This is a genomic window from Streptomyces sp. AMJ-169 (assembly GCF_055597585.1).
The window spans coordinates 232,314-251,360 of sequence record NZ_JBVLTJ010000007.1; the positions used below are offsets into that span (position 1 = coordinate 232,314).

Genomic DNA, 19,047 nt, shown 5'->3' on the forward strand with positions numbered 1-19,047 from the left:
CTCAGCGCACCGGCGCCGCGCGCTCCTCCCACTCCCCGCGGCCGAGGACGACCTCGGGGTCGAACATGACGACGACGGCCGCGAGCAGCAGGACGGCGAGCGGTCCGACCAGCATGGCGAGCATGAAGGAGAGCAGGCTCGCGGAGGACTGCCCGCCGACGGCGCCGTGGGTGAGGTGGACGCTGACGGCGGCCATCCCGGTGTAGTGCATGGCGCAGACGGCGGCGCCCATGACGAGGCTCGCGCCGAGGGTGGCCCAGACGGCGCTGATGGAGACGGCGGCCCACAGGGCGGCGGTGGCGGCGACGACCGCGATGACGACGGAGAGGACGACGACGGTGGTGTCGTAGCGGATGTCGGCGCCGGCGTGGACGGCGGCCATGCCCATGTAGTGCATGGCGGCGACGCCGAGTCCGGTCGCGGTGCCGGCGACGCCGAGGGTGACGGGGCCCGCGCCCCGGTAGCCGACGAGGAAGACGCCGAGGGCGACGACGGCGATGGCGACGGCGAGGCTGAGGAGGGTGAGGCCGGCGTCGTAGCGCAGCAGGGTGCCGTCGACGGTGAAGCCGATCATGGCGATGAAGTGCATGGTCCAGATGCCGCAGCCGAGGCAGACCGCGCCGAGGGCGAGCCAGGTCCAGCGGCGGCGGCCGGGGACGCGGCGCAGGGAGCGGGTGGTGCAGCGCAGGGCGAGCATGGAGCCCGCGCAGGCCATGAGGTAGGCGGCGATCGGGGTGACGAGGCCGTAGTGGAATTCCGACAGCGTGGCGGTCAACGTGCCGACGCCTCTCTTCGACAGGGGGTGTGGTTTCCGAGGGGGGAACCGCCCGTCAAGAGGGCAGCGGGAACCGGCCATTTGGCCGATTCATTCGCCATTCAAGCACAACTCCTTCACATGACGGTCCGTCGGTCCGGCTAGCCCCTCGGCGGCGGCGGAGCCGTGCTCTCCCTGATCACCAGCCGGGTCGGCACCAGCGTCGTCCCGTGCGTCGGCCCGTCCCGCCGCATCTTGCGCAGCACCGCCTGCACACAGAGCCGGCCCACCTCGGCGAAGTCCTGGTGCAGCGTGGTCAGCGGCGGCAGGAAGGAGCCGGCCTCCGGGATGTCGTCGAAGCCGATGACGCTGACGTCCTCGGGGACCCTGCGCCCCTTCTCGTTCAGGGCGCGCAGCAGCCCCAGCGCCATCTGGTCGTTGGCGGCGAAGACGGCCGTGCAGTCCTCGCGCGCGGCGAGTTCGAGCCCGGCCCGGTAGCCGGACTCCGCCGACCAGTCCCCGCGCACCAGCGGCGGCACCTCCCGCCCGGCGGAGACCAGCGTGGTCTCCCAGGCGTCGGTGCGGCGCTGGGCGGCGAAGGAGTCGCCGGGCCCGGCGAGGTGCCAGACGGTGTCGTGCCCGAGCCCGAGCAGATGCCGCACGGCGGTGCGGGTGCCGCCGGTCTGGTCGGTGTCGACGACCGTGTACCGCTCCCCCGCGTCCGAGTCGGCGACCACGACCTGCACGTACGGCGGGAGGCTGATGGTCGCGGCGTCCAGGAGGTGGACCTCCATGATGACGATCACCGCGTCGACGGCCAGTTCCTCCAGGCGCGAGAAAGCGCCCCTGACCTCGTCCTGGGTGGGGACGGCGACCGGCAGCAGGGTCACCGCGTACCCCTCGGCGGCGGCGGAGGTCGCGATCGCCTCCAGCGTGCGTACGTTCCCGGTCGAGGAGAGCGAGAACGTGATCACACCGAGGGTGCGGAACTCGCCGCGCTTGAGGGCGCGGGCGGCGCTGTTGGGTCGGTAGCCGAGCTCGCGCATGGCGGCCAGGACCTGCCTGCGGGTGTTCTCGGTCACGCCCTCGTAGCCGTTCGACACGCGCGAGACGGTCTGGGACGACACGCCGGCGAGCCGTGCGACATCGGCCATCGAGACGCTCGTACGGACCCCTCCGCGCGCGGCCTCGGCCGGTGCGGGCCCCCGTGCCGGGATGTTGCGTGCCGTGTCCATTTCCTGCCCCCGACCTCCCCTCTCACCTCGTTTGACCATGTTCTCCCTGAAGACCCTTGACCTGCGTCATCGGGGGAGTGTAGACATGCCGCCATCAGATGTTTACGTAAACATAACAGCTCAAGTCTCTTTTTTTGCTGGCTGATGTTTACGTAAACATCGCGCGGGGCGGCGCAGAGGTCCCGCGGGTTCCATGAAGTGGACGAGCGAGGAACGATCATGACGACGCTGCAACCGCCGGCCGCCGCCGAGCCGCGGCCGGCCCCGCCTCCGGTGAAGAGGGACCGCCGGTCCTGGACCGGCTGGGGGTTCATCGGTCCGTTCGTGGCCGTGTTCGCTCTGGTCTTCCTGGCCCCGATCGCCTACTCGGTGTACCTGAGCCTCTTCCAGGACCGGCTGATCGGCGGCAACCAGTTCGTCGGTCTGGACAACTACACGCAGGCGCTCCAGGACTCGCAGTTCTGGGACTCCGTCGTCCGCGTCGGGTTCTTCCTGCTGATCCAGGTCCCGATCATGCTGGGCATCGCCCTGCTGGTCGCCCTGGCCCTGGACAGCGGCCGGCTGTACGGCAAGAGCTTCTTCCGCATCACGATCTTCCTGCCGTACGCGGTCCCCGCGGTGGTCGCCACCTTGATGTGGGGCTTCATGTACGGCACCAAGTACGGACTGGTGCGCGACCTCAACGACGCGTTCGGGATCACGCTGCCCGACCTGCTCTCCCCCAGCTGGGTGCTCGCCTCCATCGGCAACATCGTGACCTGGGAGTTCGTCGGCTACAACATGCTGATCTTCTACTCGGCGCTGCGGGTCATCCCGACCTCGCTGTACGAGGCGGCGGAGATCGACGGGGCCGGCCAGTGGCGGGTGATCCGCTCGATCAAGCTGCCCGCGATCCGCGGTTCGCTGGTCATCGCGACGATCTTCTCGATCATCGGCAGCTTCCAGCTCTTCAACGAGCCGAGCATCCTGCGCCCGCTGGCGCTGAACTCGGTGACGACGGACTACACGCCGAACTTCTACACCTACTCGCTGTCCTTCAACGGCCAGCAGCACAACTACTCCGCGACGGTCGCCATCATCATGGGTGTCATCACCATGGCGGTCGCCTACGTCGTGCAGCTGCGCGGTATGCGCAAGGGAGCGTGACAAGCGATGACCACTTCCGTCACGACCCCCGCCCCCGCGAAGCGGGCCCCCCGGCTGAAGACGCGCAAGCCGTACAGCGCGAGCAAGCCGCGCCGCAGCAAGCTGCTGACCGCCCTGATGGCGCTGATGGTCCTCTACACCGTCATCCCGCTGATCTGGCTGATCATCAGCTCCACCAAGACCCAGACCGGCCTGGCCGAGTCCAACGGCCTGTGGTTCGCGCACGACTTCGCCCTGTGGAGCAACATCCACGACACGTTCACCTACCACGACGGCATCTTCGGCCGCTGGCTGCTGAACACCCTGCTGTACGTCGTCCTCGGCGCGGGCGGCGCGACCCTGCTCGCGGTGCTCGGCGGCTACGCGCTGGCGAAGTTCGACTTCCCCGGCAAGAAGGCCATCTTCGCCGTCGTCATCGGCGCGGTCGCGGTGCCGGGTACGGCGCTGGCGGTGCCGACGTTCCTGATGTTCTCCAAGATGGGGCTCACCGACACTCCGTGGGCGGTGATCATCCCGTCGCTGGTGTCGCCGTTCGGCCTGTACCTGATGTGGGTGTTCGCGGCCGAGGCGATCCCGACGGAGCTGCTGGAGGCGGCCCGGATGGACGGGGCCGGCGAGGTGCGGACCTTCTTCCAGGTCGCGCTGCCGCTGCTGGCGCCGGGCATCGTGACCGTGCTGCTGTTCACCACGGTCGCCACCTGGAACAACTACTTCCTGCCGCTGATCATGCTGAAGGACCCGAACTGGTATCCGCTGACGCTGGGCCTGAGCGCGTGGAGCTCGCAGGCGCAGACCATCGGCGGTGACGTCATCTTCAACCTCGTGATCACCGGTTCGCTGCTGACGATCATCCCGCTGATCCTCGTCTTCCTGCTGCTCCAGAAGTACTGGCAGTCCGGCCTCGCCGCCGGAAGCGTCAAGGAGTAGCCGCGCCTCGCGCGCGCCCACAGACCCCCCCATTCAGAATCACCGGTAACAGCCCCACCTTCACCCCGGATCCAGCCCACGAAGAAGTGGAAACACCTCTCATGCGCAGAACAACGAGCCGCATCCTGCGCGGCGTCGCCGTCGCCTCCGCCATCGCCCTCGGCGCCACCGCCTGCGGCGGCTCCGACAGCTCCGACTCCAGCCAGAAGGCCGTCTCCGCGGGCGACCTCCAGGCGGCCCTGGACAAGGGCGGCGACATCACCGTCTGGGCCTGGGAGCCCACGCTGAAGACGGTGGCCGCCGACTTCCAGAAGAAGTACCCCAAGGTCAAGGTCAACCTGGTCAGCGAGCGCTCCGGCGACAAGCACTACACGGCGCTGTCCAACGCGATCTCGGCCGGCAAGGGCGTCCCGGACGTCGCCCAGGTCGAGTACTTCGCGCTCGGCCAGTACTCCCTCACCAAGGGCCTGACCGACCTCAAGTCCTTCGGCGCCGACAAGCTCGCCTCGAAGTACACCGCCGGCCCGTGGAACTCGGTCACCGGCGGCGGCTCCAGCGTGTGGGGCCTGCCCATGGACTCCGGTCCGATGGCGCTGTTCTACAACAAGACGGTCTTCGACAAGTACAAGATCGCCGTCCCGACCACGTGGGACGAGTACCTGGACGCGGCCCGCAAGCTGCACAAGGCCGACCCGAAGGCGTACATCGCCAACGACACCGGCGACGCGGGCTTCACGACCTCCATGCTGTGGCAGGCCGGCTCGCGCCCCTACAAGGTCGACGGCACCAAGGTCGGGATCAACTTCGACGACGCGGGCGCCAAGAAGTTCGAGACGGTCTGGCAGAAGCTGATCGACGAGAAGCTGCTCGCCCCGGTCACCGGCTGGACCGACGACTGGTACAAGGGCCTGGGCGACGGCACCATCGCCACCCTCGCGACCGGCGCCTGGATGCCCGCGAACTTCACCACCGGCGTCCCCAACGCCTCCGGCCAGTGGCGCGCCGCGGCCATGCCCGCCTGGACCAAGGGCGACAAGACGACCTCGGAGAACGGCGGCAGCTCGCTGACCGTCCCCGCGCTCAGCAAGAACAAGGAGCTGGCGTACGCGTTCGTGCAGTACGCCAACGCCGGTGACGGGGTCACCACGCGGGTCTCCGAGGGCGCCTTCCCCGCCACCAAGGCGGAGCTCCAGTCGGCCTCGTTCCAGGCCAAGAAGTTCGACTACTTCGGCGGCCAGGAGGCCAACAAGATCTTCGCCGAGTCCGCGGCGAACGTCGGCACCGGCTGGTCGTACCTCCCCTTCCAGCCGTACGCCAACTCGATCTTCAACGACACGGTCGGCAAGGCGTACGTGTCCTCCACGACCCTCGCGCAGGGTCTGAAGTCCTGGCAGGACGCTTCGGTCAAGTACGGCCAGGAGCAGGGCTTCACCATCGAGAAGTAGCCCTCTCGGACTGACCGGGCGGCGCGCCCCCCGCGGCGCGCCGCCCCCGTGCCCCACCCCTTGGGAAGGACCGCCATGATCTCCACCCTCCACACCCGCGCCGGGCGCGGGACGGACGGTGACCTCGCCCCCCGCTTCGGCTACGGCGCCGACTACAACCCCGAGCAGTGGCCCCGGGAGGTGTGGGAGGAGGACATCCGCCTCATGCGGGAGGCGGGCGTGAACGTCGTCTCCGTGGCGATCTTCTCCTGGGCGCGGCTCCAGCCCGCCCCGGACAGCTGGGACTTCGGCTGGCTCGACGAGGTCATGGACCTGCTGCACGCGGGCGGCATAGGCGTCGACCTCGCCACCGCGACCGCGTCCCCGCCGCCGTGGCTGACCACGGCCCACCCCGAGATCCTCCCGGTCACCGCGACCGGCGAGACCCTCTGGCCGGGCGCCCGCCAGCACTGGCGGCCCACCTCCCCCGTCTTCCGCGAGTACGCCCTGCGCCTGGTGCGCGAGCTGGCGAACCGCTACAAGGACCACCCCGCGCTGGTCGCCTGGCACGTCTCCAACGAGCTGGGCTGCCACAACGTGTACGACTACTCCGACGACGCCGCCCGCGCCTTCCGCGGCTGGCTGCGCGCCCGCTACGGCACGCTGGAGGCCCTCAACCACGCCTGGGGCACGGCGTTCTGGTCCCAGCGCTACACCGACTGGGAGCAGATCCTGCCCCCGCGGCTCGCGGCCTCGCACCCGAACCCGACGCAGCAGCTGGACTTCAAGCGGTTCTCCTCGGACGTCCTGAAGGACCATCTGCGGGCCGAGCGCGACCTGCTGAAGGAGATCACCCCGGACGTCCCCGTGACCACCAACTTCATGGTGATGGGCGAGACGAAGGGCATGGACTACGCGGACTGGGCGCAGGAGATCGACTTCGTCTCCAACGACCACTACGTGCACCCCGGTCCGCAGTCGCGCGACGAGCTGTCGTTCTCCGCGAACCTCACCAGCGGCATCGCGCACGGCAAGCCCTGGTTCCTGATGGAGCACTCCACCAGCGCCGTCAACTGGCAGCCGGTGAACGTCGCCAAGCGCCCCGGCGAGCTGGCCCGCGACGCCCTGCTGCACGTGGCGCACGGCGCGGACGCCGTCTGCTACTTCCAGTGGCGGCAGTCGGCGGCCGGCGCCGAGAAGTACCACTCGGCGATGGTCCCGCATGCCGGCGCGGACAGCGAGGTCTTCCGCGCGGTCGCCGCCCTCGGCGCGACCCTCAAGACCCTCGCCCCGGTGGCCGGTTCGGACCGCGAGAGCGCCCGCGTCGGCATCGTCTTCGACTGGGACTCGTGGTGGGCCAGCGAGCTGGACTCCCACCCCACCGACCTCCTCAAGTACCGCCAGGAGGGCCTGGACTGGTACTCCGCGCTGCTCGCCCTGGGCGTGCGCGCCGACCTGATCACGAAGACGGCCGACTTCTCCCGCTACGACGTCCTGATCGCGCCGGTCCTGCACGTGATGCCGGCCGCGCTCGCCAAGGAGCTGACCCGGTACGCCGAGCAGGGCGGCCACCTCGTCACCACGTACTTCTCCGGCGTCGTCGACGAGAACGACCACATCTGGCTCGGCGGCTACCCCGGCGCCCTGCGTGAGCTGCTCGGCATCCGCGTCGAGGAGTTCGCCCCGCTGCTGGCCCACGAGTCGGTCACCCTGGACGACGGCACGACCGGCACCCTGTGGACCGACCGCGTCGACCTCGCCGACGAGCGCACCGAGGTCCTGGCCCGCTACACCTCCGGCGAGCAGTCGGGCCGCCCGGCCGTCACCCGCCGCAACACCGGGCGCGGTTCGGCCGCGTACGTCTCGACGCGGCTCGGCGTCGAGGGGCTCACCGCGCTGCTGCCGCGCCTGCTCGAGCCGGCCGGTGTGGAGAGCGAGCTGCCCGCCGAGGCGCGCGGGCGCGTCGAGCTGACCGTACGGGCCGGGGCGGCGGAGCGGTTCCTGTTCCTCGTCAACCGGACCGACGAGACGGTGGAGCTGGGGTCTTTCGCGGGCGAGGTGCTGTACGGCAGCCTCACCCTGGGCCCGCGTGAAGTGACCGTCGTACGGCGTCCCTTGGCCTGAGTACGGGGGTAATTCCCCTTACTGGAGGGGCCGGTTCCGCACAGCCGGCCCCTTTTTCACACCCTGTGCAGCGTTTCCACCTATGAGAGCTGGGAGCACACGATGGCACGACTCACCCGCGGCAGACGGTTCCTGGGAACCGCTTCGATGACCGCGCTGGCGACCGGGGCGGCCCTGCTGACCGTCCCCGCGCCGCTCGCCCAGGCCGATACGGCCACCGCGGCGGTCACCGTCCAGCCCGATCCGTCGTACAAGCAGGAGAAGTTCGAGGGCTGGGGCACCAGCCTGGTGTGGTTCGCGAACGCCACCGGGAACTATCCGAAGGAGGTCCGGGAGAAGCTCGCCAAGCTGCTCTTCGGGGACGACGGGCTCGCGCTGAACATCGCCCGTTACAACATCGGCGGCGGCAACGCCCCTGATGTCAAGGACTACTTGCGGGCCGGGGGCGCGGTCGAGGGCTGGTGGAAGGCGCCGGCCGGCACCACCCGCACCGACACCAGCTGGTGGAACGCGGACGACCCCGCTGACTGGAACGACAAGGCGGACGCCACCCAGCGCTGGTGGGTGAACCGGATCAAGAACGACATCACCCACTGGGAGACGTTCTCCAACTCGCCCCCGTGGTTCATGACCGAGAGCGGCTACGTGTCGGGCGGGTTCAATGCCAACGACGAGCAGCTGAAGGCGAGTTCGGTGAACGACTTCGCCGCCTACCTCGCGGGGGCGACGAAGCGTCTGGAGAAGTCCTCGGGCATCAAGGTCGACACGATCGACCCGTTCAACGAGCCCAACACCGGTTACTGGGGCACCCGGCTGGGCGCGGACGGCCAGCCGGTGGGCGGCCGTCAGGAGGGCGCGCACATCGGGCCCGCGATGCAGGAGAAGGTCCTCGCCGCGCTCGCGCCCGCGCTGAGGAAGGCCAAGGTGGGCGCCGGGATATCGGCGATGGACGAGACCAACCCGGGCCTGTTCGCGAGCAATTGGAACTCCTACTCGCAGGCGTCCAAGGACCTCGTCGGGCAAATGAACGTCCACACCTACGGCACCGGCCAGCGCACCACCGTGCGCGACCTCGCCAAGGCGGCCGACAAGCCGCTGTGGATGAGCGAGGTCGAGGGCGACTGGGGCGACGGGCAGAGCTTCACCGACATGCGCCCGGGGCTCGGCCTCGCCCAGCAGATGGTGAACGACCTGCGCGAACTGGAGCCCAGGGCCTGGGTGTTCTGGCAGCCGGTCGAGGACTACGACAACATGAAGCCGGGCGGCGAGTCCGCCAAGGGCGGCAACTGGGGTTCCATCCAGCTGCCGTTCAGCTGCACGTCGAAGGACACCCTTACATCCTGCCCGATCCACACCAACACCAAGTTCGACACGGCCCGCAACTTCACCCACTTCATCAAGCCCGGCGACAGCCTGATCAAGGTGGACGACACCTCCAGCGCCGCCGCCGTGACGAAGGACGGCAAGGGCGCCTCCCTCGTCCACGTCAACTCCACGACCGCGCCGCGCACGGTCACCATCGACCTCTCCCGGTTCGGGAGGATCGACAAGAAGGCGACGGTCACGCCGACCGTGACGGACGCCGACGGCAAGCTGGTGCGGCAGGCGGCCGTCAAGGTCGTCGACGGCAAGGCGACGTACACCGTCCCCGCGCAGTCCGTGACGTCGTTCGCGGTCACGGGTGTCTCCGGGGTCGCGAAGGACGCCAGCCTGTTCAGCAAGGGCAAGGCGTACACGCTGACCGGCGTGCAGAGCAACAAGGCGGTGACCGTCTCCTCCGGCGGCACGAGCCTGGTCATCAACTCGGCGACCGGGGCGCCCGCCCAGCAGTGGCGGCTCGACGCGGTGTACGGCACAACGGGCAACCGGCTGCGGTATGTCTTCTCGAACCCTGCGGAGGGCAAGCGGCTCGCGGTGCGCGACGACGTCCCGGTGATCGAGGCGGACACCGGTCGGCGTGACCCGGCAACCGAGTGGATCGCGTCGACCACGGGCGACGGGACCTGGACGCTGGTGAACGCGGCGACCGGGCGGCTCCTGGAGGTCGGCGGGCAGTCGACGAACGAGGGGGCGGCCGTGACGACGTGGCTGGCCAACTCGGGGGCGAACCAGCGGTGGCGGATCGCCCGGGTGAACTGAGTTCCGTACAGCGGCGGGCCGATTGAGCCCCATATATAGGAGGGCCCCTCTTCGGAGGGGCCCTTTCTCCTGTGCGGCTCGCTCAGGTGCTGCTCGGCAACGGGCTGGGCCCGGTCCCCGTCAGCTCCACCAACTGCCCCCCGATGGACGGCTGGAGCTTCCGCAGCACGTCCTCCTTCCCGCCGACCGCCCACTGCGGCCCGACGATGTACGTCCCGCCGTACACGGAGGCCGCGTCCAGCCAGGTGTCCTTGAGGCTGTCCTTCGGGAACGTGGCGATGATGTAATCGCCCTTCGCCGTACGGCAGCTGCCCTGGCGCAGTTCCTCGGCCTCGATGCGGATGGCGGCGGTGCAGCCGGTGAGCCCGGCGATGACCTCGACCTTGGCGGGCGCGACGACTTGGGCGGCGGGCGCGGCCGACTCCCCTTTCCCTCCGGCCGGTTCACCACCGCCGCACGCGGTGGTGAGGCCGAGCAGGAGGAGGGCGAGGGCGGCGGTTCGGACGTGGTGGGGCACGGCGGTCGGCTCCGGGGTGGGACGGGGTACGCGTACGCACACAGGTACGTCCGCCGGGACGCCCCTGTTCAGCGCGGCCCCTGCCCGGGATGGCGCCGGTGCGGGTCGAACAGGCTCGCCGCCATCCCCGCGAGGACCAGCCCCGTCGCCAGCAGCAGCCCGTGGGGCAGGGCGATGCCGGCGGCGAGGACGGCCCCGGCCCCCGCGAGGGACCACCAGGCGCGCCCGCGCCGGTACTCGCGGGGGCACTCGGGTCTGCCGCTGGCCAGGGCTCTGGCGAAGCGGGCGTCGTCGCGTTCGGTGGCGGACGCCAGGGCCTGGAGGCGGTCGTCCTCGCGTTCGGACACGGTTCCTCCCGTCCGGGCCCGCACCCGGGCCCTGGGCCTGAGGGTCCGTCTACCGGTCGGGGGCCGTGACGGGGTCCCTTTGCCTGGTCTCTTCCGCCGCTGAGGCTTCTTCAGTCGTCGGCGGAGCCATCAACTCCCTTTTGTTCATGGCGTTCACGCGGCCCGCCGCGAGCGGTCCGAGGACGGCGAGGACGAGGACGTACCCGGCGATGAACGGGGCGAGCCTGCTGTCGAGTCCGGCGCCGGCCGCCATGGCCGCGAGGATCAGCGCGAACTCGCCGCGCGCGAGGAGGGTCGCGGCGATCATGACCGCTTCGCGCGCCCGGTAGCCGTACAGGCGGGCCACGATGAGGCCCGCGGCCATGTTCATCGCGACGGTCAGGGCGACCGCCACGGCGACGGGGGCGAGGACGGCGGCGAGGTCGCCGGGGTCGATGGCGAGGCCGAACGCGAAGAAGAAGATGGCCGCGAAGGCGTCGCGCAGCGGGTGGACCAGGCTGCGGATGCGCGGCCCGGAGGGGGTGGCGCCGAAGATGAGGCCGACCATGAACGCGCCGATGGCGTCGGCGACGCCCAGGTACTCGGAGACCCCGGCGACCAGGACGGCCGCGCCGAGGAAGCTGATGACGAGGAGTTCGTCGTCCCGGACGTGGATGAGCCGGGCGACGAGGCGGGTGCCGTAGCGGGCGGCGGTCGCGAGGACGAGCAGGAAGCCGAACGCCTTCGCCACCTGCCAGGCGATCTCGACCCCGCCCTCGGCACCGCCGATGACCGGTTGCAGGACCGCCAGGTAGAGGGCGAGGAAGATGTCCTCGACGACGATGACCCCGAGGACGATCTTCGTCTCGGGACGGCCTATGCGGCCCAGGTCGATCAGGATCTTGGTGACGATCGCGGACGAGGAGATGCCGAGCACCCCGGCGAGGACCAGCGCCTCGCGCGTCCCCCAGCCGAGGCCGAAGCCGAAGGCGAGGCCCGCGCCGACGTTCAGCAGCAGATAGCTGCCGCCCGCGAGCAGCAGCCGCCGGCCGCCGTCCTTGAGGTCGTCGACGTGGAACTCGAGGCCCAGGTAGAACAGCAGCAGGACCAGGCCGAGCGCGGAGAGCATCTCGAAGTCGTGCGCGTCGTGCACGAGCACGAGGCCCGGCGTGTGGGGGCCGAGCAGGATGCCCGCGAGGGTGAACAGGGGGATCGTCGGCAGTCCGAAGCGGTTGCCGAGGCGGGCCAGGACGGCGGCGGCGACGAAGGCTCCGCCGAGGGCGAGCAGGGAGTCAGCGTGTCCCATGGGTCACCTCCCGCCGGGCGGGCTGGGGACGGGGCAGTGCTGCGCGTGGGGAGTGGATGGGGTGTCCTCCTTGAACGGGAAGGGCTGGACGACCCGGGTCCGGTCTCCCCGGGCCTGTTCACCAGCTTGCCGTTACGGAGGAGTTGGCGGTATCGGGGGCGACACCCATTTCCCCCCTACGCCGAACAGGGCGCCGACAACCTGCTTGTAAGACAGGCGGTCGGCGCCTCACCGCTCAGCCGCCCAGCGCGTTCAGCACCACCGTCTTCGCCTCCTCCTGCACCCGCGCGAGGTGCTCGCCCCCCTGGAAGGACTCGGCGTAGATCTTGTACACGTCCTCGGTCCCGGAGGGCCGCGCCGCGAACCAGGCGTTCTCGGTGGTGACCTTGATCCCGCCGAGCGCGGCGCCGTTGCCGGGCGCCTCGGTGAGCACGCCGGTGATGTCCTCGCCGGCGAGGGTGGTGGCGGTGACCTGGGCCGGCGACAGCTTCGCGAGGAGCGCCTTCTCCTCGCGGGTCGCGGGCGCGTCGACACGGGCGTAGGCGGGCTCGCCGAAACGGCCGGTGAGCGCGGCGTAGTGCCGGGAGGGGGTCTCGCCGGTGACGGCGGTGATCTCGGCGGCCAGCAGGGCGAGGATGAGGCCGTCCTTGTCGGTGGTCCACACGGAGCCGTCGCGGCGCAGGAAGGAGGCGCCGGCCGACTCCTCGCCGCCGAAGCCGAGCGTGCCGCCCGCGAGCCCGTCGACGAACCACTTGAAGCCGACGGGGACTTCGACGAGGGTGCGGCCGAGGCCCGCGGCGACGCGGTCGATCATCGACGAGGAGACGAGGGTCTTGCCGATCCCGGCCGTCTGCGGCCAGCCGGAGCGGTGGCGGTAGAGGTAGTCGATGGCGACGGCGAGGTAGTGGTTGGGGTTCATCAGGCCGGCGTCGGGGGTGACGATGCCGTGCCGGTCGGCGTCGGCGTCGTTGCCGGTGGCGATGTCGTAGCGGTCGCGCTGCTCGATGAGGGAGGCCATCGCGTAGGGCGAGGAGCAGTCCATGCGGATCTGGCCGTCCCAGTCGAGCGTCATGAAGCGCCAGGTGGGGTCGGTGTGCGGGTTGACGACGGTGAGGTCGAGGCCGTGCTGTTCGGCGATGCGGCCCCAGTAGGCGACGGAGGCGCCGCCGAGCGGGTCGGCGCCGATGCGGACGCCGGCCGCGCGGATCGCGTCCAGGTCGAGGACGCCGGGGAGGTCGGCGACGTACGTGCCGAGGAAGTCGTACCGGCCCGTCGTGTCGGCGGCCAGGGCCTGGGTGTAGGGCAGGCGGCGGACGTCCTTCAGGCCGGAGGCGATGATCTGGTTGGCGCGGTCCTGGATCCAGGAGGTGGCGTCGGAGGCGGCGGGGCCGCCGGACGGGGGGTTGTACTTGAAGCCGCCGTCGGCGGGCGGGTTGTGGGAGGGGGTGACGACGACGCCGTCGGCGAGGGCGGTCGTGCGGCCCCGGTTGTGGGCGAGGATCGCGTGGGAGACCGCCGGGGTGGGGGTGTAGCCGTCGGCGCTGTCGATCAGGACGGTGACGCCGTTGGCGGCGAAGACCTCAAGCGCCGTGACTTTGGCGGGTTCCGACAGGGCGTGGGTGTCGGCGCCGAGGAACAGCGGCCCGTCGGTGCCCTGTTGGGCGCGGTACTCGACGATGGCCTGGCTGGTGGCGGCGATGTGGTCCTCGTTGAACGCGGTGTTCAGCGCCGAGCCGCGGTGTCCCGAGGTGCCGAAGGCGACCCGCTGGCCGGGGTCGGCGGGGTCGGGGTGCAGCGCGTAGTACGCGGTGACCAGCCGGGCCACGTCGACAAGGTCCTCGGCTCCGGCCGGCCTGCCCGCTCGCTCGTGCCGCATGGTTCCTCCGCATCGGTTCGTTCCCTGGTCAGGGACCATCTTTCCTTGCCCGGAGGGTAGGCGGAAAGCTGGGGTCAGTGCTGTCCGCCCGCTGTCACCGCCCTGAGCCGGTCCAGGCTCTCGCCCATCAGCGTCCTCATGTCCCGGCTCTCGTCCGCCCCGATCCAGCAGCCGAACGCGACCTTGAAGACGGCGACCCCGGCCTCGGCGGCGAGGTCCGCCGTCGGCCCGGCCGTCCCGCGCTCGCGCAGCACCCCGGAGAGGGCGGCGGAGAGCCGGGCCATCTTGATGAGTTCGCGTTCGCGCAGTTCGGGGTGGGCGTCGATGACGGCCTGCCGGCGGCGCGAGAAGGGCCGGCGCTCCTCGGGGAAGCAGGCGGCGAGCGCGTCGAGGACGGTGGCGACGACGTCGACGGGCGGGGCGTCCTCGGGGGCGGCGGAGGCGGCGTCGACGATGACGTCGGCCATCCCGCCCGCGGCGCCGAAGAGGACTTCGCGTTTGTCGGCGTAGTGCCGGAAGAACGTGCGCTCGGTGAGACCGGCCCGCTCGGCGATCTCGGCGACCGTCGTGCGTTCGTAGCCGCGCTCGGCGTACAGCTCCAGCGCGGCCTTCTCCAGCCGGCCGCGTGCGTCGGGCTGCCATCTGCTCATGGCGCGATCCTACCGTGATGACAGTTCCTGACATCGAGCGTAGGGTCGATGTCAGTGACTGACATCGAAGGGGTGCCGGCGCTTCTCCGGGGAGGGCTCTGCCCTGGCCCCGGTCTCTCAGGGAGGTCTCCCATGCGGGTATTCGTCACGGGCGCGTCCGGCTGGATCGGTTCGGCCGTGGTGCCCGAGCTGCTGGGGGCGGGACATGAGGTCGTGGCCCTGGCCCGCTCCGACTCCTCGGCCGACGCGCTGAAGGCGGCCGGGGCCGAGGTGCGGCGCGGTTCGCTGGCCGACGTGGAGGTGCTGAAGGACGCGGCGGCCGGGTCGGACGGGGTGGTGCATCTGGCGTTCGCGCACGAGATCGCCTTCAGCGGCGATTTCCCCGAGGCCGTCGCCATCGACCGGCGGGCCCTGGAGGCGTTCGGCGACGCGCTGGCCGGCTCGGACCGGCCGTTCGTGCTGGCGGCCGGCCTGCTGATGGTCGCCGCGGGACAGACGGCGACGGAGGAGGACGTCCTGCCCGCCGGGACGACGGGCGGAGCCCACGACCGGCACGCCAACACCACCGCGGCGGTCGCCCTCGCCGAACGCGGCGTCCGCTCGTCGGTCGTCCGGCTGCCCCCGACCGTCCACGGGGACGGCGACTACGGCTTCATGCTGACCCTGATCGACACGGCCCGTACGCGCGGGGTCGCCGGGTACGTCGGTGACGGCTCCGCCCGCTGGCCCGCGGGCCACCGCTCGGACGTGGCCCGGCTGTTCCGGCTCGCGCTGGAGAAGGCGCCGGCCGGGTCGGTGCTGCACGGCAACGCGGAGGAAGGGGTGTCGCTGCGCGAGGTCGCGGAGGCGATCGGGCGGGGCACCGGGCTGCCGGTCGAGCCGGTCCCGGCCGAGCGGGCGGGCGAGCACTTCGGCTGGCTCGGCGGCTTCGTCGGCCTCGACTCGCCGGCGTCGAGCGCCCGTACACGGGAGCTGCTGGGCTGGGAGCCGCAGGGGCCGGGGCTGATCGCGGACCTGGACGCGGGGCACTACTTCACGTCCCGGGAGGGGAAGACGGCTTCGGAGCTGCGGGGGTGGTGAGGGTCTGAGGGGCGCTGGAGGGGCCGGACCGTGTCAAGTCCGGCCCCTTCGACGTCGTACGTCAGCCCACCTCGACCAGCAGGTCACCGCCCTCGACCTGCTGGATGCGGTTGATCGCGAGGCGGTTGACCCGGCCCGCCCTGGTGGCGGTGATCGTCGCCTCCATCTTCATCGCCTCGATGGTGGCGACGGTCGCGCCCGCCTCGACGGTGTCGCCCTCGCGCACCGCGAGCGTGACCACGCCCGCGAACGGGGCGGCCACATGGCCGGAGTTGGAGCGGTCCGCCTTCTCGGTGACCGGGAGGTCGGAGGAGGCGGCGCGGTCGCGGACCGGGATGGGGCGCAGCTGCCCGTTGAGGGAGGACATGACCGTGCGCATACCGCGCTCGTCGGCCTCGCCGATCGCCTGGAGCTCGATGAGGAGGCGCACGCCGGGTTCCAGGTCGACGGCGTACTCCTTGCCCGGGCGCAGTCCGTAGAAGAAGTCCTTGCTGTCGAGGACGCTGGTGTCGCCGTAGGCCTGGCGGTGGGTCTCGAAGTCGCGGGTCGGGCCGGGGAAGAGGAGCCGGTTGAGGGTGGCGCGGGGGGACTTCTCCAGGCCTTCGCGGTCCTCGGGGGCGAGGTCGGCGACGGGCTTGGCGCCGGCCCGGCCTTCGAGGGCCTTGGTGCGGAACGGCTCGGGCCAGCCGCCGGGCGGGGTGCCCAGCTCGCCGCGGAGGAAGCCGATGACGGAGTCGGGGATGTCGTACCGGTTGGGCGCCGACTCGAAGTCCTGCGGGGACACACCCGCGCCGACCAGGTGCAGGGCGAGGTCGCCGACGACCTTCGAGGACGGGGTGACCTTGACCAGCCGGCCCAGCATGCGGTCGGCGGCGGCGTACATGGCCTCGATGTCCTCGAAGCGGTCGCCGAGGCCGAGCGCGACGGCCTGGGTGCGCAGGTTGGAGAGCTGGCCGCCGGGGATCTCGTGGTGGTAGACCCGCCCGGTCGGCGCGGCGAGGCCGGCCTCGAAGGGGGCGTAGACCTTGCGGACGTGTTCCCAGTACGGCTCCAGGTCGCCGACCGCCTGGAGGTCGAGCCCGGTGGTGCGCTCGGAGTGGTCGGTGGCGGCGACGATGGCGGACAGCGACGGCTGGGACGTCGTCCCGGCCATGGAGGCGACGGCGCCGTCGACGGCGTCCACGCCGGCCTGGATCGCGGCGAGGTAGGTGGCGAGCTGGCCGCCGGCCGTGTCGTGGGTGTGCAGGTGCACCGGCAGCCCGAACTCCTGGCGCAGCGCGGTGATCAGCTTCGCGGCGGCGGGCGCGCGCAGGACGCCGGCCATGTCCTTGACGGCGAGGACGTGCGCGCCCGCCTCGACGATCTGCTCGGCGAGCCGGAGGTAGTAATCCAGCGTGTACAGCCGCTCGTCCGGGTCGGAGAGGTCGGCGGTGTAGCAGAGCGCGACCTCGGCGACGGCGGTGCCGGTGGCGCGTACGGCGTCGATGGCGGGGCGCATCTGGCCGACGTCGTTGAGGGCGTCGAAGACGCGGAAGATGTCGATGCCGGTGGCGGCGGCCTCCTGCACGAACGCGTCGGTGACCTCGGTGGGGTACGGGGTGTAGCCGACGGTGTTGCGGCCGCGCAGCAGCATCTGGAGGCAGATGTTGGGCACGGCCTCGCGCAGCGCCGCCAGCCGCTCCCAGGGGTCCTCGGCGAGGAAGCGCAGCGCCACGTCGTAGGTCGCGCCGCCCCAGCACTCCAGGGAGAGCAGGTCGGGGAGGGTGCGGGCGACGAGGGGGGCGGAGGCGAGGAGGTCCTTCGTGCGGACGCGGGTGGCGAGGAGGGACTGGTGGGCGTCGCGGAACGTCGTGTCGGTGACGCCGAGTTGGGGTGATTCGCGCAGTGCGCGGGCGAAGCCTTCGGGGCCCAGCTCGATCAGGCGCTGCCGGGAGCCGGGCGGGGGGTCGGCCGCCGGGGTGCGGGGCAGTTTCGCCAACGGGTCGAGCAGGTCGGGGCGTTCGCCGTGCGGCTTGTTGACGGTGACGTCGGCGAGGTAGGTGAGGAGCTTGGTGCCCCGGTCGGCGGAGGTGCGCGCGGTCAGCAGCTGCGGGCGCTGCTCGATGAACGACGTGGTGACCCGGCCGGCTTGGAAATCGGGGTCGTCCAACACGGCTTGCAGGAACGGGATGTTGGTGGCGACACCCCGGATGCGGAACTCGGCGACGGCACGCCGGGCCCGGCCGATCGCGGACCTGAAGTCCCGTCCCCGGCAGGTGAGTTTGACCAGCATCGAGTCGAAGTGGGCGCTGATCTCCGTACCGGCGTGGGTCGTTCCGCCGTCCAGCCGGATGCCTGAACCACCCGGGGAACGGTAGGCGCTGATGCGGCCGGTGTCGGGGCGGAAGCCGTTGGCGGGGTCCTCGGTGGTGATCCGGCACTGGAGGGCCGCGCCGTGCAGCTTCACCGTCTCCTGGGAGAGCCCGAGGTCGGCGAGGGTCTCCCCGGCGGCGATCCGCAGCTGGGCCTGGACGAGGTCGACGTCGGTGACCTCCTCGGTGACCGTGTGCTCGACCTGGATGCGCGGGTTCATCTCGATGAAGACGTGCTTGCCTTCGGGATCGAGGAGGAACTCGACGGTGCCGGCGTTGCGGTAGCCGATCTGGCGGGCGAACCTGACCGCGTCGGCGCAGATCCGGTCGCGCAGCGCGGGGTCGAGGTTGGGGGCCGGGGCCAGCTCGATGACCTTCTGGTGGCGGCGCTGGAGCGAACAGTCCCGCTCGAAGAGATGGATGACGTTGCCCTCGCCGTCGGCGAGGATCTGCACCTCGATGTGCCGGGGGTCGACAACGGCCTTCTCCAGGAAGACAGTTGGATCCCCGAACGCGGACGCCGCCTCGCGTGAGGCGGCCTCGATGGACTCGCGCAGCTGGGCGCGCTCCTCGACCCGCCGCATCCCGCGCCCGCCGCCGCCCGCGACGGCCTTCACGAACACCGGGAAGCCGATCTCCTCGGCGGCGGCCAGGAGTTGGTCCACGTCCGTCGAGGGCGCCGAGGAGCCGAGCACCGGCACTCCGGCCTCGCGGGCGGCGGCGACGGCGCTCGCCTTGTTGCCGGTCAGCTCCAGCGTGCGGGCGTCGGGCCCGACGAAGGTGATCCCGGCCTCCTCGCAGGCGCGGGCCAGTTCCGGGTTCTCGGAGAGGAAGCCGTACCCCGGGTAGACGGCGTCGGCACCGGCCCTGCGCGCCGCGCCGACGATCTCCGCCACGGACAGGTACGCCCGCACCGGGTGCCCCGGTTCGCCGATCTCGTACGCCTCGTCGGCCTTCAGCCGGTGCAGCGAGTTGCGGTCCTCGTGCGGGAAGACGGCGACGGTGCGCGCGCCCAGCTCGTACCCCGCGCGGAACGCCCTGATCGCGATCTCGCCCCGGTTGGCGACCAGCACCTTGCGGAACATGTGAACCCTCCAGCCTGCCGGTGTGGGGACCATCGTGTCGGCGCGGCGGGCCGAGGTCCATGTGACGGGGGCCACCTCGCGGACGGGGGCACCCGGTCGGCGGTGTC

At 71.2% G+C, this 19,047-nt stretch carries 14 protein-coding genes; 6 read left to right on the forward strand and 8 right to left on the reverse strand.

The window, feature by feature from the left end; genetic code table 11:
- Position 1: 1 nt before the first annotated feature.
- The gene (locus ACYUD3_RS19440; RefSeq protein WP_470971486.1) at positions 2 to 775 is read right to left on the reverse strand and encodes an MHYT domain-containing protein; all 774 of its coding nucleotides are present in this window, start codon (positions 773 to 775) and stop codon (positions 2 to 4) included.
- A 140-nt stretch (positions 776 to 915) separates the two neighbouring features.
- Positions 916 to 1,989 (reverse strand): LacI family DNA-binding transcriptional regulator, encoded by a 1,074-nt coding sequence (locus ACYUD3_RS19445; protein WP_470971488.1) that lies wholly within the window; start codon positions 1,987 to 1,989, stop codon positions 916 to 918.
- Between the two features lie 219 nt (positions 1,990 to 2,208).
- Here ACYUD3_RS19445 and ACYUD3_RS19450 point away from each other — a divergent pair, with 219 nt between their 5' ends.
- From ACYUD3_RS19450 to ACYUD3_RS19470, 5 genes are all read left to right on the forward strand, one after another.
- Positions 2,209 to 3,135, forward strand: a complete 927-nt coding sequence (locus ACYUD3_RS19450) for a carbohydrate ABC transporter permease (RefSeq protein WP_470971491.1) — start codon at positions 2,209 to 2,211, stop codon at positions 3,133 to 3,135.
- A 6-nt stretch (positions 3,136 to 3,141) separates the two neighbouring features.
- Positions 3,142 to 4,062, forward strand: a complete 921-nt coding sequence (locus ACYUD3_RS19455) for a carbohydrate ABC transporter permease (RefSeq protein WP_470971493.1) — start codon at positions 3,142 to 3,144, stop codon at positions 4,060 to 4,062.
- Positions 4,063 to 4,163: 101 nt separating this feature from the next.
- A complete protein-coding gene (locus ACYUD3_RS19460; protein WP_470971495.1) occupies positions 4,164 to 5,507 on the forward strand; it encodes an ABC transporter substrate-binding protein in 1,344 nt (447 codons plus the stop codon).
- 75 nt (positions 5,508 to 5,582) lie between these two features.
- A complete protein-coding gene (locus tag ACYUD3_RS19465; protein WP_470971498.1) occupies positions 5,583 to 7,610 on the forward strand; it encodes a beta-galactosidase in 2,028 nt (675 codons plus the stop codon).
- 102 nt (positions 7,611 to 7,712) lie between these two features.
- On the forward strand, positions 7,713 to 9,749 hold the full coding sequence (locus ACYUD3_RS19470; protein WP_470971500.1) for an RICIN domain-containing protein: 2,037 nt from the start codon (positions 7,713 to 7,715) through the stop codon (positions 9,747 to 9,749).
- 82 nt (positions 9,750 to 9,831) lie between these two features.
- Here the strand turns inward: ACYUD3_RS19470 and ACYUD3_RS19475 are convergent, their stop codons facing one another.
- From ACYUD3_RS19475 to ACYUD3_RS19495, 5 genes are all read right to left on the reverse strand, one after another.
- Entirely contained in the window at positions 9,832 to 10,266 is a 435-nt protein-coding gene (locus tag ACYUD3_RS19475; protein WP_470971503.1) for a hypothetical protein, read from the reverse strand.
- Positions 10,267 to 10,334: 68 nt separating this feature from the next.
- On the reverse strand, positions 10,335 to 10,613 hold the full coding sequence (locus ACYUD3_RS19480; RefSeq protein ID WP_470971505.1) for a DUF3040 domain-containing protein: 279 nt from the start codon (positions 10,611 to 10,613) through the stop codon (positions 10,335 to 10,337).
- A 49-nt stretch (positions 10,614 to 10,662) separates the two neighbouring features.
- Complete coding sequence (locus ACYUD3_RS19485) at positions 10,663 to 11,898, reverse strand: cation:proton antiporter (RefSeq protein WP_470971507.1); 1,236 nt, start codon at positions 11,896 to 11,898, stop codon at positions 10,663 to 10,665.
- Between the two features lie 235 nt (positions 11,899 to 12,133).
- A complete protein-coding gene (gene pgm / locus ACYUD3_RS19490) occupies positions 12,134 to 13,774 on the reverse strand; it encodes a phosphoglucomutase (alpha-D-glucose-1,6-bisphosphate-dependent) (RefSeq protein WP_470971509.1) in 1,641 nt (546 codons plus the stop codon).
- A gap of 74 nt (positions 13,775 to 13,848) precedes the next feature.
- The gene (locus ACYUD3_RS19495; protein ID WP_470971511.1) at positions 13,849 to 14,424 is read right to left on the reverse strand and encodes a TetR/AcrR family transcriptional regulator; all 576 of its coding nucleotides are present in this window, start codon (positions 14,422 to 14,424) and stop codon (positions 13,849 to 13,851) included.
- Positions 14,425 to 14,556: 132 nt separating this feature from the next.
- Here ACYUD3_RS19495 and ACYUD3_RS19500 point away from each other — a divergent pair, with 132 nt between their 5' ends.
- Positions 14,557 to 15,504 carry an SDR family oxidoreductase gene (locus ACYUD3_RS19500; protein WP_470971514.1) on the forward strand — a complete coding sequence of 316 codons (948 nt, stop codon included), beginning with the start codon at positions 14,557 to 14,559 and terminating at the stop codon, positions 15,502 to 15,504.
- 61 nt (positions 15,505 to 15,565) lie between these two features.
- Here ACYUD3_RS19500 and ACYUD3_RS19505 read toward each other — a convergent pair whose 3' ends face one another.
- Positions 15,566 to 18,940 (reverse strand): pyruvate carboxylase, encoded by a 3,375-nt coding sequence (locus ACYUD3_RS19505; RefSeq protein WP_470971516.1) that lies wholly within the window; start codon positions 18,938 to 18,940, stop codon positions 15,566 to 15,568.
- Positions 18,941 to 19,047 lie beyond the last annotated feature (107 nt).